This window comes from Stenotrophomonas sp. STEN046 (assembly GCF_056759755.1).
Genome location: NZ_JBRRDR010000059.1, coordinates 1 through 24,593 on the forward strand (window position 1 = coordinate 1; position 24,593 = coordinate 24,593).

Sequence of the window (24,593 nt, forward strand, 5' to 3'; positions counted from 1 at the left end):
CCCCACCCCCCCCCCGCCCCGCCGCCACCCCCCCCCCGCCCCCCCCCCGCGCCGCCGCCCCACCCGCACGCCCCCCCCCCCCCCCCCCACCCCCCCGCCCCCCCGCCCCCCCCCCCCCCCCCCCCCCCCCCCCCCACTACCGCAGGATCAGCGCAGCTTTGCCAGGCCCTGGCCCAGCTGCACCGGGTGCTCGGCATCCAGGTGCGGGGCGAAATCGGCCACCCCCGGCGGCAGCAGCACGATCACGGTCGAGCCGTAATTGAAGCGCGCCATCTCTTCGAAGCGCTGCAGCGTGATGCCGCGGCCGCGGTAATCCTTGCGGGTGATGCGGTCGCCGTAATGCGGAATTTCTTCGCCGCTCCACACCGTTTCCACGCCCGACACCAGCAGCGCACCGACCATCACGCTGACCATCGGCCCGAAACTGGTGTCGAAGTGGCAGACCAGGCGCTCGTTGCGCGCAAACAGGCCGGGCACGTTGTTCACCGCCGCCGGGCCAACGCTGAACAGGCGGCCGGGCACATGCACGGTTTCGCGCAGGGTGCCGGTCCACGGCATGTGCACGCGGTGGTAGTCACGCGGGGACAGGTACACCGTGGCATACAGGCCATCATTGAACGGCTTGGCGTCCTCGGCGCTGCCCAGCAGCTCGGCAGCGGTGAACGATTGGCCCTTGGCCTGGAAGATGCGGCCGGCATCGATTTTCCCGAGCTGGCTGATGCGGCCGTCGGCGGGCATCACCAGGCTGCGCGGATCGGCATCGGCCACGCGTGCACCCGGCTTCAGCGCCCGGGTGAAGAACTGGTTGAAGGTCGGATAGCTGCGCGGGTCCGGATTGGCCGCTTCATCCAGGTTGACGTTGAACTTGCGGGTGACCGTATCGATCAGCCAGCGCGACACGCGCGGGTTGTCCGAGTACGCCAGCGAACGCGCCATCGAAGACAGCAGGCGGTGGGGCAGGACGTACGTCAGGGCGGTGGTCAGACTCATGGGGCGGATTTCTCGGTCAGCTTCTGCAGGTCGCGGGCGATCGCCGGCGCGTTGAACGGGGGCCGCACCAGGCCGGCAAGCCGGCCCTGCGGGTCGAGCACGGCCAGGCTGGCCGAGTGCTCGACGGTGTAATCCTCGGGATTCTCGTCGAAATGCTTGCCCGGCACCTTCTGGAACACGAAACCCAGCGAGGTGGCGAAGCGCTCCAGCGAGGGAATGTCGGCGGTCGCCGCCAGGGTGTCCTTGTGGAAGCCATGGGCGTACTCGCCCAGGCGGGTGGCGGTGTCGCGCTCGGGGTCGACCGAGACGAACAGCACGCGCGGGCGCAGGCCGTCGGGCAGCGCTTCCCACTGGTTCTGCGCACCGGCCAGTTCGGCCAGGGTGGTGGGGCAGACGTCGGGGCAGAAGGTGAAACCGAGGAATACCACGGTCCAGTGGCCTTTCAGTTCGCCGGGAATCAGGCGGGTGCCATCGGACTGGGCCAGGTTGAAGTCGGGCAGGGCGCGCGGCTGCGGGTACAGGGTGATCGCTTCGGTGGCCGGTTGCCCGGCCGGCGGCTTCGGCGCGAACACCTGCTGGGCCGCGAGCAGGCCAAGGCCCGCCGCCAGGGCGATCAGCAGGATGATGCCGACGTTGCGATTGAACATGGGATTCCGCCGCAGGAAGTGGCCACCATCATACCGGCTGCGGCTGGATCGTTTCTGCCGCAACGGATGCCGGCGCAGGCAGCAACCCCTATAATCGGGGGCCACTTTGCCCGCAGTACCGCCATGACCGCTGAAACGGCCGCCGAACTCCACACGATCATCGATCTGATCCGCTACGGCACCAGCCGTTTCAACGCTGCGGGCCTGACCTTCGGGCACAGCTACGACAATGCCCTGGACGAGGCCACCCAGCTGGTGCTGCACGGCCTGCACCTGCCGCACGACCTCGGCCCGGCCTACGGCCAGGCACGCCTGCTGCGCGAAGAGAAGCTGGCGGTGCTCGAGCTGTTCCAGCGCCGCATCGACGAGCGCATCCCGGCCGCCTACCTGACCGGCGAGGCCTGGTTTGCCGGCCTCAGCTTCAAGAGCGATCCGCGCGCCCTGGTGCCGCGCTCGCCGATCGCGGAACTGATCGAGTGCGGCTTCGAGCCGTGGCTGGCCGGTCGTGATGTCAGCCGCGCGCTGGATCTGTGCACCGGTTCGGGCTGCATCGCCATCGCCATGGGCCACTACTATCCGAACTGGGAAGTGGATGGCGTGGACCTCAGCGATGACGCGCTGTCGCTGGCCACCGAGAACAAGGAACGCCTGCAGGCGCACAACGTGACCCTGCTCAAGTCGGACCTGTTCAACGGCCTGACCGGCCGCCACTACGACCTGATCGTCACCAACCCGCCGTATGTCACCAACGACGAGACCGATGCGCTGCCGCAGGAGTACTCCTACGAACCGGACATGGGCCTGCGTGCCGGCGACGATGGCCTGGACCTCGTACTGAAGATCCTGCGCGACGCCCCGCTGCACCTGAGCGAGGATGGCCTGCTGATCTGCGAAGTGGGTGAATCCGAGCAGCACCTGATCAAGCTGCTGCCGGAAGTCGACTTTGCCTGGGTCGAGTTCAAGGTCGGCCAGATGGGCATCTTCGCGGTCGAATGCCGCGAGCTGATCGCCCACAGCGCGCGCATCACCGAGCTGGCGGCGCAACGTCCGTGAGTTCCAATTCGTTCGGCAAGCTGTTCACCGTCACCACGTTCGGCGAATCGCACGGGCCTGCCATCGGCTGCGTGATCGATGGCTGCCCGCCGGGGCTGGCGCTGGACGCGGCCGAATTCGGCCACGACCTGCAGCGCCGTGCCACCGGCAAGAGCCGGCACACCTCGGCGCGGCGCGAGGCCGACGAGGTCGAGATCCTGTCCGGGGTGTACGAGGGCCTGACCACCGGCACTCCGATCGCGCTGCTGATCCGCAACACCGATCAGCGCAGCAAGGATTACAGCAACATCGGCCAGCAGTTCCGGCCGGGTCATGCCGATTACAGCTACTGGCACAAGTACGGCATCCGCGACCCGCGCGGTGGTGGCCGTTCTTCGGCCCGCGAGACCACCATGCGCGTGGCTGCTGGTGTGGTCGCCAAGAAGTGGCTGGCCGAACGCTTCGGCATCACCGTGCGCGGCTACCTGTCGCAGCTGGGCGAAATTACCCCGGCCGGTTTCGACTGGTCAGTGGTCGAGGACAACCCGTTCTTCTGGCCGCACGCCGCACAGGTGCCCGAGCTGGAGGCGTACATGGATGCGCTGCGCAAGTCCGGTGATTCGGTTGGTGCCTGCGTGGACGTGGTCGCCGACAATGTGCCGCCAGGCTGGGGCGAGCCGATCTACGGCAAGCTCGATGGCGAGCTCGCTGCCGCACTGATGAGCATCAACGCGGTGAAGGGCGTGGAGATCGGCGACGGTTTCGCCAGCGCCATGCAGAAGGGCACCGAGCATCGTGACCTGCTGACCCCGCAGGGTTTTGCCAGCAACCACGCCGGCGGCATTCTCGGTGGCATCTCCACCGGCCAGCCGGTGGTCGCCTCGATGGTGCTCAAGCCGACCTCCAGCCTGCGCCTGCCGGGTCAATCGCTGGATACGGCCGGCAATGTGGTGGAGGTGGTCACCACCGGCCGCCATGATCCCTGCGTCGGCATCCGTGCCACACCCATCGCCGAGGCGATGATGGCCCTGGTGCTGATGGACCAGGCGCTGCGCCACCGCGCGCAGTGCGGCGACGTCGGCACCATCACCCCGCGCATCCCCGGTCAGTTCGATGGCTGATGCGCGGCCGACGGTCTGGGTGAGCCAGCCGCTGATCGAGGCGGCCATCGCGCCGCTGCGCGATCGCGTGCAGCTGCGCAGCACCGACACCGTCACGGCCTGGTCGCCGCAGCAGATCGCCGAACAACTGGCCCATGCCGACGGCGCGATCATCACGCTCAACGAGCGCATCGGTGCGGCCCAGGTAGCCGATGCCGCGCAGTTGCAGGTGATCGCCAATGTCGGCGTCGGCTACAACAACCTGGATGTCGACGCGCTCAGTGCGGCCGGCATCCTGGCCAGCAATACGCCCGACGTTCTTACCGAAACCACGGCTGATCTCGGCTTCGCCCTGCTGATGGCCACCGCGCGCCGGATCACCGAATCCGAACGCTGGCTGCGCGAGGGGCAATGGGGCCAGTGGTCGTTCCAGACCATGCTGGGCGCCGACATCCACGGCAGCACCCTGGGCATTCTCGGCATGGGCCGCATCGGCCAGGGCATTGCCCGCCGCGGTGCGCACGGCTTCGGCATGAAGGTGCTTTACCACAACCGTTCGCGCCTGCCGGCCGACACCGAGGCCGCTGTCGGCGCTTCGTATGTGGATCTGGATACCCTGCTGGCGCAGGCCGATCACCTGATCACGGTGCTGCCGTATTCGCCGTCCTCGCATCACATCATCGACGCGGCTGCACTGGCGAAAATGAAGTCGACCGCCACGCTGGTGAACATCGCCCGCGGCGGCATCGTCGACGAACTGGCACTGGCCGACGCACTGGCCAACGGTCGCCTGGCCGCGGCCGGCCTGGATGTGTACGAGGGCGAACCGAGCGTGAGGGCAGAGCTGCTGGCACTGCGCAATGTCGTGCTCACGCCGCACATCGGCAGCGCGTCGCTGGCCACGCGGACGGCGATGGTGCAGCTGGCCGTCGACAATCTGCTGGCAGGCCTGGGCCTGGCCGGCGCCGCCACGGCCATGCCGAGCGCGATCAATGCCGATGCGGCCCTTGCCGCGCGCGCGCGCTCGGGCAACAAAAGCGGGAAACGATAGGGAACCTCCGCGCATCCACCCGAGGAGGCTCCCCGAACCCAGCTGTCGCGCGTGAATTTTTCCCCTTCCCGTTTTCGTGAGAGTTCCCCCATGAGCAATGCACAACGCAGCTTCCACGTCGCCATCGTCGGTGCCACCGGTGCGGTCGGCGAGACCATGCTGGCCATCCTGGCCGAGCGCGATTTTCCGGTCGGTACCCTGAGCCTGCTCGCTTCCGAGCGCTCGGCCGGTGGCGAAGTCGAGTTCAACGGCAACAAGGTCAGGATCCAGGATCTGGCCACCTTCGATCCGAGTGGCGTGGATATCGCGCTGTTCTCGGCAGGTGGCAGCGTGTCCAAGGAGTACGGTCCGAAGTTCGCCGCTGCCGGTGCCGTGGTGATCGACAACTCCTCGGCCTTCCGTTACGACGACGACGTGCCGCTGGTGGTGTCGGAAGTCAACCCGGACCAGATTGCCAACCGCCCGCGCGGCATCATCGCCAACCCGAACTGCTCGACCATGCAGATGCTGGTTGCGCTGGCGCCGCTGCATCGCAAGTACGGCATCGAGCGCATCAACGTGTCCACCTACCAGTCGGTGTCCGGTGGCGGCCGTTCGGCACTGGAAGAGCTGGGCAAGCAGACCGGCCAGCTGCTGAGCTTCCAGGAGATCGACCCGCAGCGCTTCCCGGTGCAGATCGCCTTCAATCTGATCCCGCACATCGACGACTTCCAGGACAACGGCTTCACCAAGGAAGAAATGAAGCTGGTCTGGGAGACCCGCAAGATCCTCGGCGACGACAGCATCCTGGTGAACCCGACTGCGGTACGCGTGCCGGTGTTCTACGGCCACTCCGAGTCGGTGGCGATTGAAACCCGCGACAAGGTGACCGTGGCTGAAGCGCGTGCGCTGCTGGAGCAGTCGCCGGGCATCGAAGTGGTCGACCGCCATGAAGCGGGCGGCTACCCGACGCCGGTCACCCACGCCTCGGGCACGGACGCTGTGTACGTCGGTCGCATCCGTGAGGACCTGTCGCACCCGCGCGGCCTGAACCTGTGGATCGTGTCGGACAACGTGCGCAAGGGCGCGGCATTGAACGCGGTGCAGCTGGCCGAGCTGGTCGCTGCCGAGAAGCGCTGATCGCAGCAGTTGTCCCACCGGTAGTGCCGGGCGCGGGGCGCTGGGGGCGGGGGGGGGGGGGGGGCGGCCAACTACCAGGCCGTGTGGCCGGACATTGGCTCGGCGCTATGGGTGCGGACCGTGGTCCGCACGCTTTATAGTGTCGCCCATGAATAAACGGGCCAAGAGCGCAAAGCGTCCGCTCACCTATCTTTCCGCTGCGCTGCTGGCCCTGGTCAGCAGTTCGGCCCTGGCCCTGGGGCTGGGCGATATCCGCGTCCTGTCCAAGCCAGGGCAACCGCTGCTGGCCGAGATCCCGGTGATCTCCTCCGATCCCGCCGAGCTTGAGAACCTGCGCGTGGCCCTGGCCTCGCCGGTGACCTTCGAGCGCGTTGGCCTGCAGCGGCCGGCGGGCCTGGTCAGCGAACTGCAGTTCGAACTGACCCGCAATGCACAGGGCAGGGCGGTGGTGCGCGTTACTTCGCAGACCCCTGTCGAAACCCCGTCGCTGAGTTTCCTGGTCGAGGCGGACTGGGGTCAGGGCCGGCTGGTGCGCGAGTACTCGGCGCTGGTTGATGCCCCCGCCAGCGCGCTGGCCGTGGCCGAGCCGGAAATCGTGGCGCCGGCGGGCGTACTGTCGGACACCATCGTCCGCGAAGCACCGGCACCCGCACCTGCCGCTCCGACTCCGGCGGTGCCTGCGCCTACTGCCGTGGCCGCGCGCCCGCGTGCTGCGGCACCCGCCGCGCAGCCGCCGGCAGCCGCTGCAGATGGCAGTGTGAAAGTGCAGCGGGGCCAGACCCTCTCGCAGATTGCCGGCACGTTGGCCCGCGGCAACCAGATCAGCCGCGACCGGGCGATGATCGCGCTGTTGCGCGCCAATCCGGAAGCCTTCATCCGTGGCAACGTGAATCTGCTCAAGCAGGGCGCGGTACTGCGCATGCCGGGCGACACCGCGCTGGCGGCCGTGGATGCCAACGAGGCCGCCGCGCTGGTGCGCGAACATACCAGCCAGTGGCGGCAGGCCCGCACGGTGCCGCAGCCGGTCGGTGCCCCGGCGCCGGTGGCCAAGGCCGACGCGGCAGCTTCTTCCCCGGCGACCGCCAATGGGGCACGACTTGAAATCGCTCCGGCGCTGGCGTCGGACGCCGCGCACGCGGGCACAACCACCGGCACTGGTGCCGGCAGCGAGGGTGACATGCTGGGCAACGAGCAACTGCGCCAGGCCAAGGAAGACATCGCCACCCGCGATGCCGAGATCGGCGACCTGAAACAACGCGTGGCGGAACTGGAGAAGCTCAAAGAGCAGCAGCAGTCGCTGATCGCGATGAAGGACAACGACCTGGCCGCCGCGCAGCAACGCCTGGCGCAGGCGCCGGGTGCTCCGGGCGCCGGCACACCGTGGTACTGGATGGGCCTGCCGCTGCTGTTGCTGGTCGCCGTCGGCGCCTGGCTGCTGCGCCGCCGCAAGCCGTCGCCACTGCCGCCGTTGCGCGAAGAACACGATGCTGCCGGGCTGGCCGCTGCGCTGCCGGCCGGTGCCGCACTGGATACCCTGGCCGAGCACGACGCAGGCGGGACCTTCGGCGCCGAAGGCGGACGCCAGGAACCGGCGATGCCGGCCTGGGCCAGTACTACCGGTCACCAGGAACCGGGCAGCACGCCGCAGGTGGAAGCAACACCGGCCGAATGGCATACCGGTGAACTGCAGGAGAGCGAGGTTGTCGACCTGCCCCCGGCCGTGAACGACCTGCCGCGCTGGGAAGAGCCGGCTGCGCAGACCCCGCCGGCCGACGTGCCGGTGCCCGACTACGCGCTGCAGGCTGAGCAGGAGCCGCAGTTCCGCGGCGTGTTCGATCTGCCGGCGGCCGAATCCCACGACGCCGACGCGCCGGTCGATGCACATACGGACGCGGACGCTGCCGCAAAGAGCGCAGCGCCTGCAGCAGACAGCACGCGCGACTGGGCCCCACGTGTAGGCCAGGAGCGGTTGGAACTGGCCATTGCCTATCTGGACCTCGGGGATGCCCAGACCGCACGCACCCTGCTGCAGGAAGTGGCCGAAGGTGGCGACCTGCATTGCCAGGCGCAGGCCCGCGAACTGCTTGCGCGCCTGCCCTGATAACTGCTCGCCAAGGACCTGACATGACCCGCGAACGTCGTCTCGATTACGTTGAATTCGCCTCGCGCGATCCCGCTGCCAGCCGTGCCTTCTTCGAGGCCGTGTTTGGCTGGTCGTTTGTCGATTACGGCCCTGATTACACCGCGTTCGACGACGGCCGACTGCAGGGCGGCTTCTTCCGCGGCACGCCGCAGCGCGCCAGCGAGGGCGCGCCGCTGCTGGTGGTGTATGCCGACCAGCTGGCGCCGATGGAAGAGGCCGTGCGCGCAGCCGGTGGCGAAATCGTGCGCGGCGTGTTTTCTTTCCCCGGCGGCAGCCGTTTCCAGTTCGTCGAGCCCGGTGGCAACGAACTGGCCGTCTGGTCCGAGCGCGCCCCGGCCTGAGCGCCGCCCCATCCGCAACATCGAGGTAGCACATGCGTTACGCGCTCGGCGTCGAATACGACGGCAGCGATTTCCGGGGGTGGCAGAACCTGGGCGAGGGTGGACCCAGTGTCCAGGCCAGCCTGGAACAGGCCCTGTCCTCGGTGGCCGACACGCCCTTGCAGGTGGTCTGCGCCGGACGCACCGATGCGGGCGTGCACGGCCAATGCCAGGTGGTGCACTTCGACACCGACGTGGTGCGCGATCCGCGCGCCTGGATGCTTGGCACCACCACCCGCCTGCCGCGCTCCATCGCAGTGCGCTGGTGCGTGCCGGTGGCCGACGATTTCCACGCCCGGTTCTCCGCGCGCGCGCGACGCTACCGCTACCGCCTGCTCAACCGCGAAGTGCGGCCGGCGCTCGGCCGGCAGACCCTGAGCTGGGAACGCCGCCCGCTGGATGCCGCGCGCATGCACCAGGCCGGGCAGGCCCTGCTGGGCGAGAACGACTTCGGTGCCTTCCGCTCGGTGCAGTGCCAGGCGCTGCATGCACGACGTGAACTGCAATCGCTGCAGGTCAGCCGCCACGATGACGTGATCGAGGTGGCAGTGCGCGGCAATGCATTCCTTCATCACATGGTCCGCAATATCGTCGGCTCGTTGATTCTGGTTGGCAGTGGGGAGAAACCGGTGGAGTGGATCGCCGAACTGCTGGCCGGGCGCGACCGAACCGTGGCCGGTCCCACCGCACCTCCGCAGGGGCTGGTGTTCCTGGGGCCGCTGTACCCCGACAACTGGCATCTGCCCGCCGAGGTAACGCTATGAGCCGCTCCTACTACCGTACCCGCATCAAGTTCTGTGGCATGACCCGCGCCGGTGACGTGCGCCTGGCCGGCGAGCTGGGCGTGGACGCGGTGGGCTTCATCTTCGCCCGCGAAAGCAGCCGCCGAGTCGCACCGGCCGAGGCCCGCGCCATGCGCCAGGCGATCGCGCCGATGGTCGATGTGGTCGCGCTGTTCCGCAACAACAGCAAGGAAGAGGTGCGCGAAGTGCTGCGCACCGTGCGTCCGACCCTGCTGCAGTTCCATGGCGAGGAAGACGAGAGCTTCTGCCGCAGCTTCAACATGCCCTATCTGAAGGCAATTGCGATGGGTGGGCGCGAGGAGATCAACGCGCGCACGTTGCAGTTGCGCTATCCCAGTGCAGCCGGGTTCCTGTTTGACAGCCATGCCCCGGGCGGCGGCGGTGGCACCGGCGTGGCCTTTGACTGGTCCCGCGTGCCAACCGGACTGCATCGTCCGTTCCTGCTGGCCGGTGGGCTGACCCCGGACAACGCCTACGACGCCGTACTCGCCACGCTGCCGTGGGGCGTGGACGTCTCCAGCGGCATCGAGCTGGAGCCGGGCATCAAGGACGGCTACAAGATGCGCACGTTCGTCGAAGAGATCCGCCGCGCCGACTGCGCTGCACTGGATTGAGAACGCTGCAGGCCGGGCATGCGCTGGCCTTCACATTTGAGCATGCACACCCTCTTCACATAGGATGATCCCAAGCGCGCTGGCCATGAAGGCTGGCGCGGGATCGGCGGAGCCGCTGACACCGTGCTCCGAACGGGCGCCTGACGCCCCAGCCCAGGAAGGCAAACGATGCAGGAATTCCTCACCGTCGTGTTCGGGTATCCCACCCTCCCGTACAGCATCGTGCTGGCGGTGGCGGTGCTGTATTGGGGCGTTGCCGCCTTCGGCCTGGTTGATGACGGTTTTGGCGAGGCAGGGGCCGACGGTGCCCTCGGCGGCGATGCCGACCTGACCGGTCTGTCCGCGCTGCTTGCACGGTGGGGCCTGGGCGGGGTACCACTGATGGTCGTGGTGACCCTGCTGAGCCTGTTCGCCTGGGTCCTGACCTACTTCATCCACCTGTACGTGCTGCTGCCACTGCCCGACCTGCTGCGCTGGTCGTTGGGCACCGTGGTGGCCGTGCTTGCGCCGCTGCCGGCGGTGCCGGTCACCGCGCTGCTGCTGCGCCCGATCCGTCGATTCCTGCTGCGCCTGCGCCCCGTGCCGCAGGCATCGCTGCTGGGCCGCGTTGGCGTGGTCGCCTCCCCCAAAGCGGACGCCCGCAGCGGCCATGCCACTGTCGATGACGGCGGTGCCGGGCTGGTACTGCAGATCCGCAGCGACATCGAACTGCAGCGCGGCGAGCGCATCGTGCTGGTCGAGCACATCGCGGCACAGCATTACTACCGGGTGGTTCGCGCCGATGCGATCGCCCTCGATTTCCAGGACAACCTGCTTCCGGGCAACAAGGAGAATCATCAATGACGTTGGCATCCGTGCTCCCCTTCCTCATCATCGTGGGCGGCATTCTGGTCCTCCTGCTCGGTGTGGCGGGCCTGTTCAAGGCGTTCTACCGCAAGGTCGACCAGGGTGTGGCCCTGATCGTCAACGACATGAGCTCCACGCCGAAGGTGCACTTCACCGGCGCCCTGATCATTCCGGTGCTGTACCGCGCCGAGTTGATGCGGATCAGCCTGATCACCCTGCAGATCGACCGCCGCGGCAAGGAGGGCCTGATCTGCCGCGACAACATGCGTGCCGACATCGCCGTGGCCTTCTACCTGCGCGTCAACGAAACCCAGGCCGACGTGCTGCGCGTGGCCAAGGCCATCGGTGCTGACCGCGCCTCGGACAAGCACGCCGTCGACGAGCTGTTCAACGCCAAGTTCTCCGAAGCGCTGAAGACGGTCGGCAAGAAGTTCGACTTCACCGAACTGTTCGAGAAACGCCAGGAATTCCGCGACGAGATCATCGCGGTGATCGGCAATGACCTCAACGGTTATGTGCTGGAAGACGTGGCCATCGACTACCTGGAACAGACCCCGAAGTCGCTGCTGGACCAGTTCAACATTCTCGACGCGCAGGGCATCCGCAAGATCACCGAGCTGACCGCCGCGCAGAACGTGGTGACCAACGAGCTGGAGCAGAACGAGAAGCTGGCCATCACCAAGAAGAACGTGGAAGCCCGCGAAGCGCTGCTGGCGCTGGAACGCCAGCAGGCCGAGGCCGAGGCACGGCAGAAGCGCGAGATCGACACCATCCGTGCGCGCGAGGAGGCCGAGACCGCCAAGGTGCAGGAAGAGCAGCGCCAGCTGTCGGAGAATGCGCGCATCGAAGCGCAGCAGCTGATCGAGATCCGCGACCAGAACCGCCTGCGCGAAGTGGAAGTGGCCGAGCAGAACCGCCAGCGCGCCGTCGCCATCGAGGCCGAGCGCGTCGAACGCGCACGCCAGCTGGAGCAGGTCACCACCGATCGCGAAGTGCAGCTGCAGGGCGTGGAGCGCGACAAGGTGGTCGAGCAGGGCAAGATGGACGTGGCCAACATCACCCGCGAACGCATCTCCATCGACAAGACCGTGGCCCAGGAAGAGGAGCGCATCAAGGAAGTGCGCGAGGTATCCGAGGCCGACCGCCAGAAGCAGGTGCTGATCCTGGAAGCCGAGGGCAAGGCGCAGGAATCGCTGGTGCGTGAAGTGAAGGAGGCGCAGGCACGCGAGACGGCGTCCAAGCATCGCGCGGTGGAACTGACCACGCTGGCCCAGGCAGAACACGAAGCCGCCGGCAAGCAGGCCGAAGCCAAGCGCCTGCTGGCCGATGCATTCCGCGCCGAACAGGCCGCACCGGGCCTGGCCGAAGCACAGGTGCGTGAAGCATCGGCGCTGGCCATCGAAAAGGTGGGTATTGCAGAAGCACGCGTGATCGAGGCCAAGGCCGAAGCCAACCTGAAGCAGGGCAGCAACGAAGCCCGCGTGCTGGCCGAGACGCTGCAGGCGCAGGCACAGGGCGAAGAGAAGATGGGCCTGGCCCGCGCCACCGCCACCGAGTCGCTGGGCAATGCCGAAGCGGGCGTGGTGCAGAAGAAGCTGCTGGCCGAGGCTGAAGGCCTGGTGCGCAAGTTCGAAGCCATCGCCTCGCTGAGCGACCAGGCACGCGGCCACGAAGAGTTCCGCATGATGCTCGACAACAGCCTGAAGCAGGCGCTGGCCTCGATCGAAGCGGGCAAGGAAGTGTCGCGCGAGAACGCGGGCGTCATTGCCAGCGCGCTGCGCAACGCCGACATCGATCTGATCGGTGGCGACGGCGGCATGTTCGAGAACCTGATCAAGGCGGTCTCGCTGGGCAAGTCGATCGAGGGCTTTGCCGGCAAGAGCCCGATCGTGCAGGACCTGATGCAGCGCTACCTGGGGGTCAACGTGGCCGACGCTGCGCCGCGGCAGATTGCCGAGGACGTGCAGAGCGTACCGGTCACCGCCACCCCCGTGGCCGACAGCGCGCGCTGATCACCCCGGCGATGGCCCATGCCATCGCCCCCCCGTGCCGGCCGCATCGACGGCCGGCCGTTCGTGAGCCGGAAACCTGCTGATGTCTGAAACCACACCGACCGCCGAGCCCTCCGTCCCCCAGGGTGCCAGCGATACCGTCGACCAGGCTGTCGCCCAGGGCGGCGCCTATGAAGTGCTGCGCCGCCGCCTGGGTGAACAGGGCCAGCGGCTGCAGACCGTTGCCGAGCAGCTCAACCGCCAGCGCCTGGCCGAGTTCGGCGACAGCCGCCTGGAGGTGGTCGGCCGCTTCCGCATCCGCAGCGAGAACAACTGCGTTGGGCGTGACATCGTCCAGGTGGGTCCGGACCGCCTTCTGTTCGGTTACAACGTCTTCATCGGGCTCAAGACCCAGACCCGCATCGAAGATGTATTCGGCCTCTACCGTCTGGTGCAGGGCGCCGATGGCTACGACGTCGCTGCGCTGGAACTGAAAGGCAGCTTCCTCGATCAGCCGGGCTTCGTGCACGACTTCAACGAACTGTACGCCTACTACAAGCATGCCCGGCTGCTGCAGCTGATCGTGGTGGGCGACAAGCTGCTGGCGTCGTTCCAGATCGGCGAGCGCAGCAGCGATGTGCGCGTGTTCCGTTGGGCGCTGTCGCGCGAAGGCGAGCTGACCTATCTCGACGCCCGTGGCGAGCGGGATATCGCATTGCCACCGCCCTTTGATTTCGAATGGACCAAGGCGACCCGCGACCTGGCTGTCAACGGCCGTCACTCACACCTGAACATCCTCGACACGCTGTTCGTGGAGACCACCGGTGGCGACCTGACCATCAAGGTGGAAAACAACACCGAGACCGGGCAGGGCATCCACAGCGAGCCGGTGGAGGACAGCACGCAGTCGCTGGATGATGCCCAGTTCGAGTTCGCCCGCGTCGGCTCGCTGGTACTGTTGAAAGTGCTGCCTTACCGCGAAACCGAATGGCGTGGCCTGATCTACAACACGCTGACCGGCGATATCGTGCGCAACGATGCCATCGTGCAGGCCTGCGTGCAGTTGCCCGAAGACCACGGCATCATCTTTCCCGGCGGTTACTACCTGCAGGGCGGCGAGCACAAGGCGTTCGATGCGTCGATGGCCGGCATGCAGTTCAAGCGCAGCATCCGCTCGCCCAATGGCGAGGATGTGCTCTACATCTTCTACGAGCGCGAAGGCGGGCGCTCGGCGCTGTTTGTCTACAACACCATCCAGCGTGTGTTGCAGAATCCGGTGTTCGGCCATGGCTATGCGTTCATGCAGGACGGACGCATGGTGCTGTTCCATGCCGAAGGCAGCGAGCCGACCCGCATCCACCCGATGCAGGTCTGGCAGACCCCCTTCAGCAGCGATGAGTTCGCCGCCAGCCGGCCGTCCGGCAATACCTTCATGGGCCGCATCGGCAATGCCGAACTGGTACGCGGCATCTCCAACCTGTTCAACCTGGCCCGCGAGATCGATGGCCAGGACGTGTCGGTACAGCGCTACCAGCGCCTGGTAGCCGACACCCGACGGCTGTTCGATGCTCATCACTGGCTGGGCGACGAGGCCTGCGGCGGCGCCGAGGCGCTGCTGCGGCAGATCAGCGCCACCGGCGAATCGGTGCTGGACGAATACGAGAAGGTGCAGTCGATCCGCCAGCAGTCGGCACAGGCGATGGTCGAGGTCGAGGCCACGCACAAGGCGCTGCTCGGTCGGCTGCAGCCGGAGAACTGGAACGAAGTCCAGGCCTTCGTCGAGGCACTCAATGCGATCACCGCCCTGCGCGGGCGCCTGCTGACCATCCGCGATCTGCGCTACATCGACACCGACCGCATCGATACGATGGCCGCCGAACTGGTGGCAGCGCACGACGAAGTGGGTGCGGCCACCGGCAGCTTCCTGGCCGGCGATGCCGCGCTGGCGCCGTTGACCGCACGCATGCAGGCGCTGGACGAGGCCGCCCAGCAGGCTGCCAGCGCCCGCCAGCTGGATGAGCAGCTGCAGGGGCTGCGCGGCATGGCCAGCGACCTGGACATGTTGTCCGAGCTGATGGCAGGCCTGAAGGTGGATGACGCCACCGCGCGTACCCGCGTGGTCGAAGCGATCTCCTTGTTGTATGGCCGCCTGAACCAGGCGCGTGCACGTGCCGAGCAGCGTCGAAAGACCCTGGGTTCGGCCGAGGCCGTGGCCCAGTTCGCCGCGCAGTTCGCATTGTTCTCGCAGTCGATCACCAGCGCGCTGGCGATGGCCAGCGACCCGGAACGTGCCGACGAACAGCTCTCGCGCCTGCTGGTACAGCTGGAAGAGCTGGAAAGCCAGTTCGGCGAGCACGAGCAGTTCCTCGGCGACATCCTCAGCAAGCGCGAAGAGCTGGTCGAGGCATTCGATTCGCACAAGCAGGCGTTGCTGGACGATCGCCAGCGCAAGGCGCGCTCGGTGCTCGACGCTGCAAACCGCATTCTGGACGGTCTTGGCAAGCGGACCGAGCGTTTCAGCACGGCCGACGAGCTCAATGCCTTCTTTGCCGGCGATCCGCTGATCCTCAAGCTGCGGGAGCTGGCCGAGCGCCTGCGCGCGCTGCGTGACAGCGTCAAGGCCGACGATGTCGAAGCAAGGCTGAAGGGCGTGCGCGACCAGGCCGTACGTCAGCTGCGCGATCGCAGCGACCTGTACGAGTCCGGTGGCAACGTGGTCCGCCTGGGGCCGCGCCATCGATTCAGCGTGAACACCCAGGCGCTGGACCTGACGCTGCTGCCGCGCGGTGACACCCTGGCCATTCACCTGACCGGTACCGATTTCCTGGAGACCCTGCACGACCCGGAACTGGACGCCTTGAAGCCGTTCTGGCCGGTGACACTGGACTCCGAATCCGAAGCGATCTACCGCGGCGAGTACCTGGCCGGGTGCGTGCTGCGTGCCGCCGAGCAGGGGCATGAGGGTCTGGACCTTGCGCAGCTGCAGCACGACGCGGCCGCACCGGAAGCGCTGGACCAGCGGGTGCGGGCGTTCGCCGCGCCGCGCTACCGCGAAGGTTACGAACGCGGCATCCACGATCATGATGCGGCGCTGATCCTGCGTGCGCTGCTGCCCCTGCAGCAGGCTGCCGGCTCGCTGCGGCACACACCGCGGGTGCGTGCGCTGGCGCTGCTGTTCTGGGCGGCACGCCAGCGCGACGAGGCGGTCGCGCAATGGCCCGGCCGGCAGGCCGGTGCAGATGCCATCGCACGCTTGTTTGGTTCCGATGAGGGACGCCAGGCGCTACGCGCCGAGATCGCAACGGCCGTGCATGAGCATGCGCAGGCCCACGCGCTGCCGTTCGATGCGGCCGATGCCGCTACGGCCGCTGCCTATCTGGGTGAGGAACTGGCGGCGGGCGACCCGGTGTTCAGCACCAGCCGGCATGCGCAGGCACTGCTGGAGGCATTGTCCCAGCAGCTGGAACAGGCCGGCCAGCGCGATGCGCTGGAGCGCGCGCTGCAGCGCACGCAGGATCCCCTGGCCAGCCGGCTGGCGCTGGCCGGGCAATGGCTGCGTGCGCTCGCCGGGCTGCCGGCGCAGTCGGTACATGCCGGCTATGTGGATGAAGCGGCTGCACTGCTGCTGGTGCAGCGACAGCTGCGCACGCGTGCCAGCGATGCGCCGCTGCAGGTCGAGGTCAACGGCCTGCTTGGCGAACACGCGCGTATCCACAACGGCAGCCTGACCGTATCGCTGGACGATTTCCTGGCACGACTGCAGCATCACCTGCAGCACTTCGTACCGGCCTTCCATGCCTACCAGGCGGTGCGCCAGGGCATCATCGGCCGCGAGCGCGAGACCCTGCGCCTGTCCGAATTCAAGGCGCGGCCGCTGTCCTCGTTCGTGCGCAACAAGCTGATCAACGACGTCTATCTCGGCGTGATCGGCGACAACCTGGCCAAGCAGATGGGCACGGTGGGCGAGAACAAGCGCAGCGACCTGATGGGCCTGCTGATGATGATCTCGCCACCGGGTTACGGCAAAACCACGCTGATGGAATACGTGGCGCATCGGCTTGGGCTGGTCTTCATGAAGATCAATGGCCCGGCGCTGGGCCACGAGGTGCGTTCGCTCGACCCGGAACAGGCGCCGGACGCAACCTCGCGGCAGGAGCTGCAGAAGCTCAACCTGGCGCTGGAAATGGGCAACAACACCATGCTGTATGTCGATGACATCCAGCACACCCATCCGGAATTCCTGCAGAAGTTCATTTCGCTGTGCGATGGCACCCGCCGTATCGAGGGTGTATGGCGCGGCCGTACCCGCACCTACGACATGCGCGGCAAGAAGTTCTGCGTGGTGATGGCCGGCAACCCATACACCGAGTCCGGCGAAGTGTTCAAGATTCCGGACATGCTGGCCAACCGTGCCGACATCTACAATCTGGGCGACGTGCTCGGTGGCATGGAAGCGGCGTTCACTCTCAGCTATATCGAGAACAGCCTGACCTCCAACCCGGTACTGGCACCGCTGGCCACCCGCGAGATGGCTGACCTGTACCTGCTGGTCGATCGCGCGATGGGCAAGGACGTATCCACCAACGGCCTGAGCCATGCCTACAGCGGCGCGGAGATCAACGAGATCACCGCCACCCTGCAGCGCATGCTGCGCGTGCGCGACGTGGTCTACCGGGTCAACCAGCAATACATCGCGAGTGCCGCGCAGGACGACCGCTACCGTACCGAACCACCGTTCCGGCTGCAGGGCAGCTACCGCAACATGAACAAGCTGGCCGAGAAGATCTCGCCGGTGATGAACGAGGACGAGCTGCAGCAGCTGATTTCCGACCACTACCTGGGCGAAGCGCAGCTGCTGACCACCGGTGCCGAAGAGAACCTGCTCAAGCTGGCGGAACTGCGCGATGCAATGAGCGCGGAACAGGCCCAGCGCTGGGCGCAGATCAAGCGCGACTTCCTGCGCAACAAGGCGATGGGCGCGGGCGACAGCGATGTTGGCGGTCGTGTCGTGGCCCAGCTTGCCGACATTGCCAGTGCCCTGCAGCTGCCGCCGCCGGTGGCCGAGGTTGTCGCAGCGCCAGAACCGGCGCCCTGGCCGGCATTGCTGGCGGCGCTGCAGCAGCTGGCGCAGGCGCAGCAGGCCAGCCAGGCGGCGCCGGCAACGCCAGCGCCTGTTGCAACGCCGTTGGCCGAGGACCTGCAGGCCGGGCTGGCCCCGCTGCTGCAGTTGCTGCTTGCCTCGCAGGAACAGCAGGCGCAGGTTTCGCAGACACTGGCGGCGTTTGCCGGCTGGGCACGGCAGCAGGTGGCTTCCGGCGTGGCCACGGCCGACCCGCGCCCGCGTCCACGCGTGCGGCGTGCCGCCACACCGGAAGAGCGTGCGCTCGATGAAGCCTTGATGCGCCACTTCTATGGTGAATCATTGCCACCAGAAACCACCGACGGCGATACGCCGCGGCCGCCACCACTGCCATGACCGCACCGCGCCCCCTGCCTGCGCCCGTGCTGCCGCCATCGGCGGACATCGCAGCGCTGTCGAGCTACGGTGCACCGTTGCTGCAGGCGATCGGCGTGCAGCAGGCCGCCGAGGCGCAGGCGGCAGGGCAGGGCCTGGTCGATGCGCTGGCGCGTATCGCATTGGCGTTGCAGGCAACGGACCCGCGCGCGCTGCGCCGACGCGAGGGCTGGTGGGGGCGCCTGCTTGGCCGCGACGTCGTCCGCCAGGCCGAGGCGCAGGCGTTGCAGGCGCAGCTGGGCGTGTTGGCGCTGCAGGCCCGCGAGCAGGCGCAGGCAGTGCGCGTGCAGGGTGAACAGCGGCGCGAGGCGATCATCGACGCGGACGCTGCGGCGCTGGCCCTGCAGGCCTGGGGTGAGCATGCAGGCGCGCTGCTGCCACAGCTGCCTGTCGATGCACAGGCGGCATTGACCTCGCGCATCGACCACCTGCAGCGCTTGGCCGCGCTGCACCGTATCGATGCCGGACAGTGGCGGTTGCTGCAGGCCCAGGACGCGGCGTTGCTGGAACGGTTCGCGCGCATCCACGATGTGCTGCTGCCAGCGTGGCGACAGGCCACGTTGAACCGCCAGCTCCAGGCGCAGTCGGCACAGGTGGCGACGGCGGCTGCGCTGCAGGTACAGATCCATGACGAAGTGGCTGCCGCTCAGGCTAGACTGCGCTGAGCCGGCCGCCGCTGCCGCTTTTCCACTGCAAGGACACCGCCCGATGACCCAGGACAGCCAGAACCCCGGCGCCCTCGTGCCTGCCACGACGACCGCCGCCGAGATTGACGACAGCACGCTGAAGGCCCTGGGCCTGGTGCGCGATGACCTGCCGCGCATCGCCGAGATCGGCCGCGAACTGGAGGACCTGCGCCCAGGCAACCTGCAGGTGTTCGGGCGCGAGGCGGCGGCCCGGACCACGGCGTTCTCCAGCCAGCTGCTGGACCAGGTGCGCAATCGTGACCTGGATGCCAACGGCGAAAAGCTGGGCGAAGTGGTGCGCATCGCGCGTGAGCTGAAACTCGATGGCTTCTCCCAGCGGTCGAAAGTGCCGCTGATCGGTGGCCTGATCGATCGCCTGCGCTCGTCCAAGGGCGAGCTGGTGCAGAAGTTCAGCGATACCAATTCGCAGATCGAGCAGCTGCTCGGCGACGTCGGCGCGCAGCAGGCGCTGATGGGCAAGCGGGTCACTGATTTCGACCGCATGCACGACATCGTCCGCGAAGAACGTCATGCGCTGGGACTGTATGCCGCCGCCGGCAAGCAGCGCCTGGCCCAGCTGCAGTCCGAGCAGTTGCTGGGGCAGGGCAGCGAAGATCCGCAGCAACGTATCCGCCAGAGCGAGATCGACAATGCGATCCGCCTGATCGAGAAACGCGTGTCCGACCTGCAGCTGATGCAGCACGCGGCCGACCAGTCGCTGCCGATGATCCGCCTTATCCAGGCCAACGCACTGCAGCTGATCGAGAAATTCAACACCGTCCGCGACATCACCATCCCCTCGTGGAAGCGCCAGTTCGCGATCCAGCTGTCGCTGGGCGAGCAGAAGAATGCCGCCGAGCTGGCCAACGCCATCGACGATGCGACCAACGAACTGATGCGGCGCAATGCCGACCTGCTGCGGCAGGCCTCGGTGGACACCGCCCGCAGCAACCAGCGGGGTGTCATCGATGTGGCAACCCTGCGCCATGTGCACGACCAGCTGATCGCCACCGTTGAAGAAGTGCGCAGCATCCATCGCGAGGGCATGCAGCAGCGGCAGCAGGCCGAGGTCGAGTTGTCGCGGCTGCGCGAGGAGCTGCAGCAGCGCCTGGCGGCACCGACGGCGCCTTGAGCCGGCGCCTGCCACCCGATGCGGGTACCGCCGCGGTGCATCAAACCTTTCAATGAGGTCGCAATGGATATGCCCCGTGTTTCCTGCCCTCGTTTCCACGTGGCCCGCCTTGCGCTTGTTCCGGCGCTGCTGCTTGCGCTGGGGGCGTGCACGGCGGGAGATTCATCGAACCCCGCGGCAGCATCGCCCGTCGCTGCGCCTGCTGCGGCTGCGGTCGCTGCAGCGGCGGCAAGCCCTGCGTCCTCACCTGCAACGCGCGGCGACGGGCTGGCTGCGCTGATCCACGCCAGCGGTGTGACGTGCAGCAATGCCAGTGCCGGTACCGGCTGCACGGCAGGTGACGTCGGCAGCGGCGACTTCTACGACGTCGAGCTGTCGCCGGACTGCGGCGACCAGGGATTGTTCGCCGGCGTGGCCGAGGCCTCCGGCGTGGAGACGCTGGACGCGGTACCGGGCAGCGGCAGCAAGGCCACCGTGACCGCGACACTGTCGAAGGGGCAGCTGGTCTGCGTGCAGGGCATCGGCCGTACCGGGCAGAATCCGTTGTTCTATTACGTTGTCGCGATTCCCGCCAATACGGTCGGAAAGTGCAAGGACAACGCATTGTGTGACACCTATGGCGACAGGCCGATCGACAATCGTTCCGCCAAGGGGAGCGATGCCTGCCATGCGGCAGCGCCGGGGCGCTATGCCGGCAATTGCGCACAGGGCTGGGTCGGTGCGGACGGGCTCGACGTGTTTTCCAACGGAATGTAATCGCCGCCCGGCCGACAGGCTGCAGAGCATCGCGGCGCAGCCCATGGCCTCACTGCGCTGCAGTGCGCGTCAGCGCAGTTGTGCGGTCAGCCAGTCCGCCAGCGCCTCCACCCGTGCATCGCTCGGGCCGTCCGGCCGCGCCAGCACCCAGAAGCCTCCTGTTGCGGCAAATCCCCAGGGGGCGATCAGCCGTCCTGCGGCCAGGTCCTCGGTCACCAGCGGCTCGGGTGCGATCGCCGGACCCAGCCCGGCCACCGCTGCTTCCAGCAGGTAGTACAGGTGTTCGAAGCCGGTGCCCAGCCGCAGCTGGGCCGGGTCCAGGCCCTGCGACTGCGCCCACATCGGCCACGCCTGCGGTCGCGAACCGGTATGCAGCAGTGTTTCCTGCAGCAGCGCCGATGGCGGCACGTGACGCAGGCGCTGCGCCGCCGGGTGTGACGGCGCCACCACCACGCCCACCCGTTCCGGTGCCAGCTCGCGCACCTGCCAACCCCGCGGCCAGGGTCCCTGTGCAAGCAGCAGCACCGCATCCAGCGCCGCCTGTGCTTCGGTGAAACTGCCATCCAGCGCAGACCATTGCAGGCGCACACCGGGCAGGGCGGCCTGCAGGGCAGGCAGTCGCGGAATCATCCAGCGTGCCAGCACACTGCCGCTGCAGCCCAGCACCAGCGCTGGGTCCGCGCTCGGCCGGCGCAGCTCGCGCACACAGTCTTCGATGCCATCGAATGCCGCGCTGCAGGCCTGTTGCAGACGGGCGCCGGCTGCGGTCAGGCGCAGCCCGCGGCCGACACGCTGGAACAGCGCAATGCCCAGGTGGTCCTCCAGCAGCTTCAATTGGCGGCTGACCGCGCCGTGGGTCACATGCAACGCCTGCGCGGCGCGGCCGACGCCACCCAGGCGGGCGGTCGCCTCGAATGCACGAAGGGCATTCAGGGGTGGCAGCAGGGAGGTGCTCATGTGAGTTTTCCTGACGGGATGCGCCAGATAATATCCATTTTCCGGGCCTGATCCGTGCGCTAGAGTATCGATCTGTCTGAACGACCGGTCGCCCCCATGCCTGACTCTCCGATTGCCGATTTCCACGCTTTCCCTGATGCCCAGGGCCACTTCGGCCGTTACGGCGGCAGCTTTGTCGCCGAAACCCTGGTCGGCCCGCTGCAGGAACTGGCGCAGGCCTATGACCAGGCACGCCAGGATCCCGCTTTCCAGCTGGCCTACGACCGCGACCTGGCCCATTACGTGGGGCGACCGAGCCCGATCTACCATGCCGAACGGCTCAGCGATCACGTGGGTGGGGCACAGATCCTGCTCAAGCGCGAGGACCTGAACCACACCGGCGCGCACAAGATCAACAACACCATCGGCCAGGCGCTGCTGGCCGCGCGGATGGGCAAGAAGCGCATCATCGCCGAGACCGGCGCGGGCCAGCACGGCGTGGCCAGCGCCACGGTTGCGGCGCGGCTGGGCCTGGAGTGCGTGGTGTACATGGGCGCCACCGACATCGAACGGCAGAAGATCAACGTCTACCGCATGAAGCTGCTCGGCGCGACGGTGGTGCCGGTCACCTCCGGCTCGGCCACCCTGAAGGACGCGCTCAACGAAGCGATGCGCGACTGGGTAACCAACGTGCAGGACACCTTCTACATCATCGGTACGGTGGCCGGCCCGGATCCGTATCCGCGCATGGTGCGCGATTTCAACGCCATCGTCGGCCGTGAAGCCCGCGAGCAGATGCTGGCCGAGTACGGCCGCCTGCCCGATGCGATCACCGCCTGCGTTGGCGGTGGCAGCAATGCCATCGGCCTGTTCCATGCATTCCTCAACGACCGCCAGGTGGAAATCGTGGGCGCCGAGGCCGCTGGCGATGGCATCCACACCGGTCGCCACGCCGCCTCGATCGCCGCTGGCCGCCCCGGCGTCCTGCATGGCAACCGCACCTATGTGCTGTGCGACGACGACGGCCAGATCATCGAAACCCATTCGGTATCGGCCGGCCTGGACTACCCGGGCGTGGGCCCGGAGCATGCGTTCCTGGCCGACAGCGGCCGTGCGCGCTATCTCGGCATCACCGACGAAGAGGCGCTGCAGGCGTTCCATCTGCTGGCGCATACCGAAGGCATCCTGCCGGCGCTTGAATCCAGCCACGCCCTGGCGCAGGCGATGAAGCTGGCGCGTGAGCGTCCGCGCGACCAGATCGTGCTGTGCAACCTCTCCGGCCGCGGTGACAAGGACGTGCACACCATCGCCGCGCGCGAAGGCCTGGTGCTGTGAGCGCGCGGCTTCGCAACAGCAGCGCGCTGCTGCTGGCCCTGGGCCTGGCGGCGTGTCAGCCGCCGGAACCGCCGGTGCTGGCACCGGCGGCCAAGGCCACCACGCAGCCGGCACAGCAGAGGGCTGCCAACGATGATCTCGACCCGCTTGCACGCACGCCCATCGATGACCCCCCGGCACCGGATGCCGAAAGCGGCGACGACACGTCCGCCGTGGTCTCGGTGGCGCTGGACCATGCCGGCGAGGTGCTGATCGGCCAGCACCTGAACGATCTCAAGGCGCTCGGGCCGTGGACGGCACAGGGGGCGGTCGAAGCGCTCGGCGGCAGTTGCGAGTACTACGACGGCAAGAGCCTGCCGGCGGGCGTGTCGATGATGACCGACGAAGACCGCGTGGTTCGTTTCGACCTCGGCCTGGACCCGGAGAGCGGGGCACCGGCCGAGCAGCCGGGCCCGTTCGGCCTGCGCGTCGGCATGACCCGTGCCCAGGCGGTTGCCCGGTTCCCGAAGCCACCGGTGTCCAGCCCGCATGCCTACGATGGCGAGCAGGGCGAATACCTGACCTGGCAGGACCCGGGCTCGGCGCTTGGCATCCGCGTGGAACTGTTTGAAGGGAGGGTCCTCCAGATGTACTGGGGGACCAGTGAAGCGATTGAACTGATTGAAGGGTGTGCCTGAAATGTCCGTATCCCGACTTGATGCCTGTTTCCTGCGTCTGCGCCAGCAGCAGCGCAAGGCCCTGATCCCGTTCATCACCGCAGGTGATCCTTCGCTGGAAGCAACCGTGCCGGTCATGCATGCGCTGGTCCAGGCCGGCGCCGATGTGATCGAGCTGGGGGTGCCGTTTTCCGACCCGATGGCCGATGGCCCCACCATCCAGCGCAGCTCCGAGCGCGCACTGGGCCGTGGTGCCGGTACCCGCTATGTGCTGCAGGCGGTAGCGCAGTTCCGTGAACGCGATGCCAGCACGCCGGTGGTGCTGATGGGTTATCTCAATCCGGTGGAGATCCACGGCTATGCCGCGTTCGCCGAGGCCGCGGTGGCGGCAGGGGTGGATGGCGTGCTGCTGGTCGACCTGCCGCCGGAAGAAGCCGGTGAAGCCCTGCAGGCCTTCGACACAGCAGGGCTGGCATTGGTCCTGCTGGCCTCGCCAACCACCAGCGAAGCGCGCGCCGACAAGCTGCTGGCGCTGGCCCGGGGCTATCTCTACTACGTCAGCTTTGCCGGCGTCACAGGCGCCTCCGAACGACTCGACAGCGATGCTGCCAGCGCGCGCCTGCAGGCCTTGCGCGCCCGGGCTGCGGTACCGGTGGTGGCGGGCTTCGGCATCAAGGACGCGGCCAGTGCCGCGGCCATGGCCCGTCAGGCCGACGGTGTGGTGGTGGGCAGTGCGCTGGTAGCCGTGCTGGCCGAGGCCGACTCGCCGGAGGATGCCGCACAGCGTGCCGGTGCCTTCCTGGCTCCGCTACGGCAGGCGCTGGACCAGTAACGGTAGCGCCGGGCCATGCCCGGCGGTGC

General features: G+C 67.7%; 20 protein-coding genes. 17 read left to right on the top strand and 3 right to left on the bottom strand.

Annotation, left to right across the window (positions count from 1 at the left end; translation table 11 throughout):
- Positions 1-147 precede the first annotated feature (147 nt).
- Together asd and ACVOLJ_RS19250 are read right to left on the bottom strand one after the other, a co-directional pair.
- On the bottom strand, positions 148-990 hold the full coding sequence (gene asd / locus ACVOLJ_RS19245; RefSeq protein ID WP_475280371.1) for an archaetidylserine decarboxylase: 843 nt from the start codon (positions 988-990) through the stop codon (positions 148-150).
- A complete protein-coding gene (locus ACVOLJ_RS19250; protein WP_475280370.1) occupies positions 987-1,637 on the bottom strand; it encodes an SCO family protein in 651 nt (216 codons plus the stop codon). Before ACVOLJ_RS19250 ends, asd begins: the two co-directional genes overlap by 4 nt.
- Before the next feature lie 123 nt (positions 1,638-1,760).
- Here ACVOLJ_RS19250 and prmB point away from each other — a divergent pair, with 123 nt between their 5' ends.
- From prmB to ACVOLJ_RS19320, 14 genes are all read left to right on the top strand, one after another.
- The gene (gene prmB, locus ACVOLJ_RS19255) at positions 1,761-2,690 is read left to right on the top strand and encodes a 50S ribosomal protein L3 N(5)-glutamine methyltransferase (protein WP_481564852.1); all 930 of its coding nucleotides are present in this window, start codon (positions 1,761-1,763) and stop codon (positions 2,688-2,690) included.
- Positions 2,687-3,790 carry a chorismate synthase gene (aroC, locus tag ACVOLJ_RS19260; protein ID WP_475280368.1) on the top strand — a complete coding sequence of 368 codons (1,104 nt, stop codon included), beginning with the start codon at positions 2,687-2,689 and terminating at the stop codon, positions 3,788-3,790. The genes prmB and aroC overlap by 4 nt, the downstream gene beginning before the upstream one ends.
- Positions 3,783-4,820: a 2-hydroxyacid dehydrogenase gene (locus tag ACVOLJ_RS19265; RefSeq protein ID WP_475280367.1), complete on the top strand. Its 1,038-nt coding sequence runs from the start codon at positions 3,783-3,785 to the stop codon at positions 4,818-4,820. The genes aroC and ACVOLJ_RS19265 overlap by 8 nt, the downstream gene beginning before the upstream one ends.
- A gap of 90 nt (positions 4,821-4,910) precedes the next feature.
- Entirely contained in the window at positions 4,911-5,939 is a 1,029-nt protein-coding gene (locus ACVOLJ_RS19270; RefSeq protein WP_475280366.1) for an aspartate-semialdehyde dehydrogenase, read from the top strand.
- 148 nt (positions 5,940-6,087) lie between these two features.
- On the top strand, positions 6,088-8,040 hold the full coding sequence (locus ACVOLJ_RS19275; protein WP_481564853.1) for a motility hub landmark protein FimV: 1,953 nt from the start codon (positions 6,088-6,090) through the stop codon (positions 8,038-8,040).
- Positions 8,041-8,063: 23 nt separating this feature from the next.
- Positions 8,064-8,423 (top strand): VOC family protein, encoded by a 360-nt coding sequence (locus ACVOLJ_RS19280; protein WP_481564854.1) that lies wholly within the window; start codon positions 8,064-8,066, stop codon positions 8,421-8,423.
- A gap of 32 nt (positions 8,424-8,455) precedes the next feature.
- The gene (truA, locus tag ACVOLJ_RS19285; protein ID WP_481564855.1) at positions 8,456-9,226 is read left to right on the top strand and encodes a tRNA pseudouridine(38-40) synthase TruA; all 771 of its coding nucleotides are present in this window, start codon (positions 8,456-8,458) and stop codon (positions 9,224-9,226) included.
- Entirely contained in the window at positions 9,223-9,879 is a 657-nt protein-coding gene (locus ACVOLJ_RS19290) for a phosphoribosylanthranilate isomerase (RefSeq protein WP_475280362.1), read from the top strand. Before truA ends, ACVOLJ_RS19290 begins: the two co-directional genes overlap by 4 nt.
- 168 nt (positions 9,880-10,047) lie before the next feature.
- Positions 10,048-10,722, top strand: coding sequence for a hypothetical protein (locus ACVOLJ_RS19295; protein WP_475280361.1), 675 nt, complete (start codon positions 10,048-10,050; stop codon positions 10,720-10,722).
- Positions 10,719-12,737, top strand: coding sequence for a flotillin family protein (locus ACVOLJ_RS19300; RefSeq protein WP_475280360.1), 2,019 nt, complete (start codon positions 10,719-10,721; stop codon positions 12,735-12,737). The genes ACVOLJ_RS19295 and ACVOLJ_RS19300 overlap by 4 nt, the downstream gene beginning before the upstream one ends.
- Positions 12,738-12,819: 82 nt before the next feature.
- Positions 12,820-18,192: a DNA repair ATPase gene (locus ACVOLJ_RS19305; protein ID WP_475280359.1), complete on the top strand. Its 5,373-nt coding sequence runs from the start codon at positions 12,820-12,822 to the stop codon at positions 18,190-18,192.
- Entirely contained in the window at positions 18,189-18,896 is a 708-nt protein-coding gene (locus tag ACVOLJ_RS19310) for a hypothetical protein (RefSeq protein ID WP_481564856.1), read from the top strand. Before ACVOLJ_RS19305 ends, ACVOLJ_RS19310 begins: the two co-directional genes overlap by 4 nt.
- Positions 18,897-18,939: 43 nt before the next feature.
- Positions 18,940-20,049, top strand: a complete 1,110-nt coding sequence (locus ACVOLJ_RS19315) for a toxic anion resistance protein (RefSeq protein WP_475280357.1) — start codon at positions 18,940-18,942, stop codon at positions 20,047-20,049.
- Positions 20,050-20,112: 63 nt separating this feature from the next.
- Positions 20,113-20,805, top strand: a complete 693-nt coding sequence (locus ACVOLJ_RS19320; RefSeq protein ID WP_475280356.1) for a hypothetical protein — start codon at positions 20,113-20,115, stop codon at positions 20,803-20,805.
- 69 nt (positions 20,806-20,874) lie between these two features.
- Here ACVOLJ_RS19320 and ACVOLJ_RS19325 read toward each other — a convergent pair whose 3' ends face one another.
- Positions 20,875-21,762 carry a LysR family transcriptional regulator gene (locus ACVOLJ_RS19325; protein ID WP_475280355.1) on the bottom strand — a complete coding sequence of 296 codons (888 nt, stop codon included), beginning with the start codon at positions 21,760-21,762 and terminating at the stop codon, positions 20,875-20,877.
- A 96-nt stretch (positions 21,763-21,858) separates the two neighbouring features.
- On the opposite strand from ACVOLJ_RS19325, the gene trpB reads away from it, so the two are divergent.
- From trpB to trpA, 3 genes are read left to right on the top strand one after another with little or no spacing between them, the layout of a single operon-like run.
- Positions 21,859-23,076 carry a tryptophan synthase subunit beta gene (gene trpB / locus ACVOLJ_RS19330; RefSeq protein WP_475280354.1) on the top strand — a complete coding sequence of 406 codons (1,218 nt, stop codon included), beginning with the start codon at positions 21,859-21,861 and terminating at the stop codon, positions 23,074-23,076.
- Complete coding sequence (locus ACVOLJ_RS19335; protein ID WP_481564857.1) at positions 23,073-23,753, top strand: hypothetical protein; 681 nt, start codon at positions 23,073-23,075, stop codon at positions 23,751-23,753. Before trpB ends, ACVOLJ_RS19335 begins: the two co-directional genes overlap by 4 nt.
- 1 nt (position 23,754) lies before the next feature.
- Entirely contained in the window at positions 23,755-24,564 is an 810-nt protein-coding gene (trpA, locus tag ACVOLJ_RS19340) for a tryptophan synthase subunit alpha (RefSeq protein ID WP_475280352.1), read from the top strand.
- The last annotated feature ends 29 nt before the right edge of the window (positions 24,565-24,593 follow it).

Excerpts from the sequence above, each read along its gene's own strand:
- asd (WP_475280371.1), bottom strand. The coding sequence starts at position 990 with ATGAGTCTGACCACCGCCCTGACGTACGTCCTGCCCCACCGCCTGCTG.
- ACVOLJ_RS19250 (WP_475280370.1), bottom strand. The coding sequence starts at position 1,637 with ATGTTCAATCGCAACGTCGGCATCATCCTGCTGATCGCCCTGGCGGCG.
- prmB (WP_481564852.1), top strand. The coding sequence starts at position 1,761 with ATGACCGCTGAAACGGCCGCCGAACTCCACACGATCATCGATCTGATC.
- ACVOLJ_RS19265 (WP_475280367.1), top strand. The coding sequence starts at position 3,783 with ATGGCTGATGCGCGGCCGACGGTCTGGGTGAGCCAGCCGCTGATCGAG.
- ACVOLJ_RS19270 (WP_475280366.1), top strand. The coding sequence starts at position 4,911 with ATGAGCAATGCACAACGCAGCTTCCACGTCGCCATCGTCGGTGCCACC.
- ACVOLJ_RS19275 (WP_481564853.1), top strand. The coding sequence starts at position 6,088 with ATGAATAAACGGGCCAAGAGCGCAAAGCGTCCGCTCACCTATCTTTCC.
- ACVOLJ_RS19280 (WP_481564854.1), top strand. The coding sequence starts at position 8,064 with ATGACCCGCGAACGTCGTCTCGATTACGTTGAATTCGCCTCGCGCGAT.
- truA (WP_481564855.1), top strand. The coding sequence starts at position 8,456 with ATGCGTTACGCGCTCGGCGTCGAATACGACGGCAGCGATTTCCGGGGG.
- ACVOLJ_RS19290 (WP_475280362.1), top strand. The coding sequence starts at position 9,223 with ATGAGCCGCTCCTACTACCGTACCCGCATCAAGTTCTGTGGCATGACC.
- ACVOLJ_RS19295 (WP_475280361.1), top strand. The coding sequence starts at position 10,048 with ATGCAGGAATTCCTCACCGTCGTGTTCGGGTATCCCACCCTCCCGTAC.
- ACVOLJ_RS19300 (WP_475280360.1), top strand. The coding sequence starts at position 10,719 with ATGACGTTGGCATCCGTGCTCCCCTTCCTCATCATCGTGGGCGGCATT.
- ACVOLJ_RS19305 (WP_475280359.1), top strand. The coding sequence starts at position 12,820 with ATGTCTGAAACCACACCGACCGCCGAGCCCTCCGTCCCCCAGGGTGCC.
- ACVOLJ_RS19310 (WP_481564856.1), top strand. The coding sequence starts at position 18,189 with ATGACCGCACCGCGCCCCCTGCCTGCGCCCGTGCTGCCGCCATCGGCG.
- ACVOLJ_RS19315 (WP_475280357.1), top strand. The coding sequence starts at position 18,940 with ATGACCCAGGACAGCCAGAACCCCGGCGCCCTCGTGCCTGCCACGACG.
- ACVOLJ_RS19320 (WP_475280356.1), top strand. The coding sequence starts at position 20,113 with ATGGATATGCCCCGTGTTTCCTGCCCTCGTTTCCACGTGGCCCGCCTT.
- ACVOLJ_RS19325 (WP_475280355.1), bottom strand. The coding sequence starts at position 21,762 with ATGAGCACCTCCCTGCTGCCACCCCTGAATGCCCTTCGTGCATTCGAG.
- trpB (WP_475280354.1), top strand. The coding sequence starts at position 21,859 with ATGCCTGACTCTCCGATTGCCGATTTCCACGCTTTCCCTGATGCCCAG.
- trpA (WP_475280352.1), top strand. The coding sequence starts at position 23,755 with ATGTCCGTATCCCGACTTGATGCCTGTTTCCTGCGTCTGCGCCAGCAG.